Annotated in this window: 5 protein-coding genes and 1 pseudogene; 2 read left to right on the top strand and 4 right to left on the bottom strand. The window is 63.6% G+C overall.

Annotated elements, in window-relative coordinates; translation table 11 throughout:
* Positions 1-413: zinc-binding dehydrogenase (locus QOC69_RS31755; protein ID WP_526446472.1), on the top strand; the 413-nt coding region annotated here is incomplete at its 5' end.
* A 280-nt stretch (positions 414-693) separates the two neighbouring features.
* On the opposite strand, the pseudogene QOC69_RS31750 reads toward QOC69_RS31755, so the two are convergent.
* From QOC69_RS31750 to QOC69_RS31740, 3 genes and pseudogenes are all read right to left on the bottom strand, one after another.
* Positions 694-798, bottom strand: a pseudogene (locus QOC69_RS31750) (SDR family oxidoreductase); the annotation flags it as partial.
* A 381-nt stretch (positions 799-1,179) separates the two neighbouring features.
* Positions 1,180-2,370 (bottom strand): YceI family protein, encoded by a 1,191-nt coding sequence (locus tag QOC69_RS31745; protein ID WP_526446471.1) that lies wholly within the window; start codon positions 2,368-2,370, stop codon positions 1,180-1,182.
* Positions 2,367-2,747, bottom strand: a complete 381-nt coding sequence (locus tag QOC69_RS31740) for a DoxX family protein (RefSeq protein WP_526446470.1) — start codon at positions 2,745-2,747, stop codon at positions 2,367-2,369. The genes QOC69_RS31745 and QOC69_RS31740 overlap by 4 nt, the downstream gene beginning before the upstream one ends.
* Before the next feature lie 328 nt (positions 2,748-3,075).
* Here QOC69_RS31740 and QOC69_RS31735 point away from each other — a divergent pair, with 328 nt between their 5' ends.
* Positions 3,076-3,564, top strand: coding sequence for a MarR family winged helix-turn-helix transcriptional regulator (locus QOC69_RS31735; RefSeq protein WP_526446469.1), 489 nt, complete (start codon positions 3,076-3,078; stop codon positions 3,562-3,564).
* Positions 3,565-4,106: 542 nt separating this feature from the next.
* Here the strand turns inward: QOC69_RS31735 and QOC69_RS31730 are convergent.
* Positions 4,107-4,244, bottom strand: a complete 138-nt coding sequence (locus QOC69_RS31730) for a DUF1330 domain-containing protein (RefSeq protein WP_526446473.1) — start codon at positions 4,242-4,244, stop codon at positions 4,107-4,109.
* Between the last annotated feature and the right edge of the window lie 12 nt (positions 4,245-4,256).

Genomic DNA, 4,256 nt, shown 5'->3' with positions numbered 1-4,256 from the left:
CCATCAACTACCGCCAGGATGACGACTGGCCTAACCAAGTCCTCGCGGCCACCGACGGACGCGCTGCCGACGTCATCTTGGAAAGTGTCGGTGGCGACATCTTCGCCAAGAGCCTCGGCGCCCTCGCGCCGTTCGGTCACCTCATCAGCTTCGGCGCGGCAAGCTCCACCGCTGCATCGCTGGATGTGAAGAATCTCTACGAGGCCAACCACACCCTCACCGGAGTCCTCCTGAGCGGCTGGTTCAGGCGTGGGAGCGCCGTCTCGGATGCGCTGACGCGGTTGCTTACCTGGATCGCGGCAGGCGACCTGAGGATCCCAACCACGTTCCCCCTCGAACACGCCGCAGCGGCGCACCACGCCATACACAACCGCAAGACCACCGGCAAAGTCGTACTGACCCCGTGGCCATGACGCGACGTCATCACGACACCCGCGATCCACTCTCGTAGCACGTACACATTTGGTTGAATCCGTTGTTGCACAGCGGGGTCGCATCAATGCGGAAAGTGTTGACGACTGCCGGGTTACGCCTAACGATCCCGCTCCCCAAGCCGTGACATGGTGTTCCACAGCAACGGATCTCACGGAGTCGCGATGCCGGCCAATAAGCGTCCACCGGGAAGCGTCGCCGGCAGCCGCCTCGGATTGGGTCCTGAAGGATCGTCCGCCTCCGCGCAAGCGTGGTGGGTGGTCAGACAGCCGTGGTGCCGCCGTCGACGATCAACTCCATACCGTTGACGAAGCTCGAGTCGCCCGCGGCGAGGAACAGTGCGGCCGTCGCAATCTCCTGGGGCCTGTCGGGACCGGGCTGCCAGATCGGCGCCCCGCCCTTCCCTGCTATCGTCGGTCCCGCCGCGGTGGAAGTCGTTCCTCCGAAGGGCGTTTCGTTTGCATGCATGGCGAGAACTCCGGGACTAGTGGACTTTCGAGTTGTGGTCAACGGGCATCGGAGGCCTAGTTAACATCCACGGTCGCTCCGGCAGCAGCCATCTCGCAGGCGACTCTCGCGCCGATCATTTGGAAGGGTCAGATCACGACGGCGACCTTGCCGGAGAGGCCGTTCACGACCGGACCTCCCCGATCGGGCGGAGGATCATCATGGTCGGGAGTTCCATGTCCACCCTTTCTGCAGGTTTTCGGATCCAGTCGTGACGTTTGGCGCCCAAAGGGCCCCCAACTACCCCGGCGGCGCCAACGGTGCCCTGATTGCCTCCACGCATACGGTGATGTCGACGGTGTTCCCCATCACCAGACCGCCTCCGGATAGCACCGGAGTGTCGGCTAGGACACCGAAGTCGCTGCGGCTGAGTTTGATCGCACCTTCGAACCCGGCGACCTCGCCGCGGCCCATTCCGGGGCTCACGCCAAGAAAGGAGAGCGCCAGTGGAGCCCGCTTGGTGACTCCGCGCAGGGTGAAATTACCGTCCAGTACCCAGTCGTCGGCCCCGGCGGGGAACACGCCGGTCGACACGAAATCGGCGCTGGGAAACCGGTCGGCGTCGAACACGTCGGAGGCTAGTAGGTGCCGGTCACGGTCGGGGTTGCCGGTGTTCACCGATCCGACCGATATCGTCACCGAGACGCTCGGAGTTCCGTTCTCGGGCACGGCGATCACTCCGGCGAAGTCGTCGAATCGCCCGCTTACCCGGCCGACCACCAGGTGACGAACGGAGAAGGTAATCGACGAGTGGATGGGGTCGATCGTCCACGTACCGGGTGAGAGTTGGTGCTCGACCGTCGAGGTGGACTGGGCGTTCTTTTCAAGCTCCGACGGCAGTTCGTAGAGATTGCGCAAGACCAACGCATTGCGCGCTTGGATGAGTACGCCACCCTCGTCGATGCGTCCGAGTTCGATCGGGGCGAAGCCGAGACTGGTACACAGTGCGGCTACCACCGCGCTTGCCTCGGAGTCGTTGCTGGACACGAACACCACGCGTCTCCCGAACTCAAATGGGTGCTTCTCGGCGAACATCTTGGCGGCGGTTTGGTTGAACGCCTTGACCACCGAGGCGCCGGGAAAGGCGTCAGCGTTGAAATCAGTCGACAGGCGGCCCCCGAGGACTTCCTCTGCGCTGGGCACTAGGAACGCGTTGGTCGTGTCGACGATGATCTTGCCGGACCAGTTCGAACGGATCTTGCCCAACTCACGGACCTGCAGGAACGGAATAGACAGGATGATCACATCTGCATCCAGTGCTGCGTCGAGGGTCACCGGCGTGATCGCGTCGGACAGCTCGGACACGTCGATCGTCTCCGGACCGCGCGTGTTGGCGAGCAGTGCCGGGACCCGGTGGTCGGAGAACCGTTGCGCCAGAATGCCGCCAATGTTGCCGGTGCCTACGACGGCGTACCGCAAACCGCTGGTCATCGCGCGACCTCCAAGGTCCGACCGACCGCCACGAAGACCGCCAGCACCAGGAACACGGCGTTCACGGGCCACCGCTCGTACTCCCCGCGTCGACCGTGGAACACCGCCGCGCCCACCTGCACCAGCGCGAGGCCCGCCGCGGCGACGGGCGTCAGGATGCGCGCGATGGCGGTGAGCCACGGGAGGATCAAGCCGAAAGCACCGGCGACCTCGACGCCACCGATGAGTTTGATCGACGTCGCGGAGAACACCTCGGTGGCCGCAGCCATCGCGGGATTCTTTGCAAGGCGCTCTTTTGGCGTTAGCAGTTTCATGCCACCGGCGAATAGATATGCGGTGGCAAGTAATCCAGACGCGATCCATATCGCGATGTTCACGTGAGCTCCTCGAAGACGTATGTGTGAACGGGACCGATGACCCGACCGGTCAACGTGCGAACTTCGCATCACGGGGGCAGGGTCATTAGTTGATGCATCAATCAACCTATAGCTGTTAACTTGATGCGTCAACCAATGGTGCCCTTTGGGCTCAATCCCGCTGGGATGCACACTGTGACGACTCGACGACGATCGGACGCCTTCGGCGGTGCCGAGACGGAGCCGTCGCCGGTCGTGAAGTGACATTGACGGTTGACGCTCGAACTATCCTTCAGGTGGAGGAGGTCCGGATGAGGGTTGGACCATCGGAAACCATTAGGTCGTCGCGGTGACGCGGCCCGAGCGTAAGCGTCGTCAGACCCAAACGGTGTGGCTCGACGACGATCAGCAGCGTGCGTGGCGGCAGATCCTTTCGATGATGATGGAGCTTCCGGCGACGCTGGAAGGCGACCTGCAGCGCACCACCGGACTGACCGTCTTCGAGTACCACGTGTTGGCGAATCTCTCGGAAGCCGACGACGGGATGCTGCGGATGTCGGAACTCGCCTCCAGGGCGAACTCGTCGTTGTCGCGGTTGTCGCATGTGGTCCGGCGCCTCGCCAGCAACGGGTTGGTGGTGAAGCGGGTCTGCGCCGACGACGGCAGGGTGAGCGTGGTCGTGCTGACGAAGGCGGGGATGAGGACGGTCGTGGCCGCGGCCCCCTTCCATGTCGCGAAGGTGCGCGAACTGGTGGTGGAACCATTGACGAAGGCCGACCTGATCAAGCTCGGTCGCGCCGCCGAGGCCATTACCGACCGGATCGCCGAGGCGGGCTAGCTCATTGGCTCCGCCCGTCGACCGTGATGCGCGGCGCGACGAGGATGGCCTTGACCTACGGCGCGCGGGATGTCCGGACCATCCACCAGCGTGCACCGTGACGATGAGTTCGGCAATGATGCGCCCCGTGGCGAACAATCCCAGAATATTCCCCAGATACGTTGTGAGGGAAACGAGCCCGGCCGAGCTCATTACGTTCGGAGCGAAAGCCCCCGAACACCATGGGAGCCCTTGGTAGTACGACTCATGACGACGCACGCTTCCGTCGTGGACAGCGCACGTCGCAATCGTGGACTCATGCAGATGCTCGGCCTGCGCGTTCGACACCGCGCCCGCTACCAGCGTTCGGATCCGCCGTCGAATTCCGACTCGTAGTGTGTCCTGCGATCGGCGCGCCGGCATCGACGAAACCTCGACGCGAGGGGCGCACTCGTTCGATGATTCCGCACGCAGGGTCGTCGAGCTCGCGCTACGAATGGCATGCCCCGCACCTCGGCGGTGTCACTCGCGTCGCGCGGTCTTCGGGATCGCGTAAACAGCGCTCAAAGCGAACCGCCCTTCAACATGTAGATGTTGCAGTTGGAGTTCTGCCGCCGGAACGGAATGAGGGCCTGGTACTCGTCGGAGTCGTACCAGCCTCTAAATGCTTCGGCGGACGCGAACTCGACGAGGACCTTGATCGGGTATTGCCC

The sequence above is a fragment of the Mycobacterium sp. genome, from assembly GCF_032162105.1.
Taxonomy (GTDB): domain Bacteria; phylum Actinomycetota; class Actinomycetes; order Mycobacteriales; family Mycobacteriaceae; genus Mycobacterium.
This window is presented reverse-complemented; position numbering and strand designations above follow the sequence as displayed.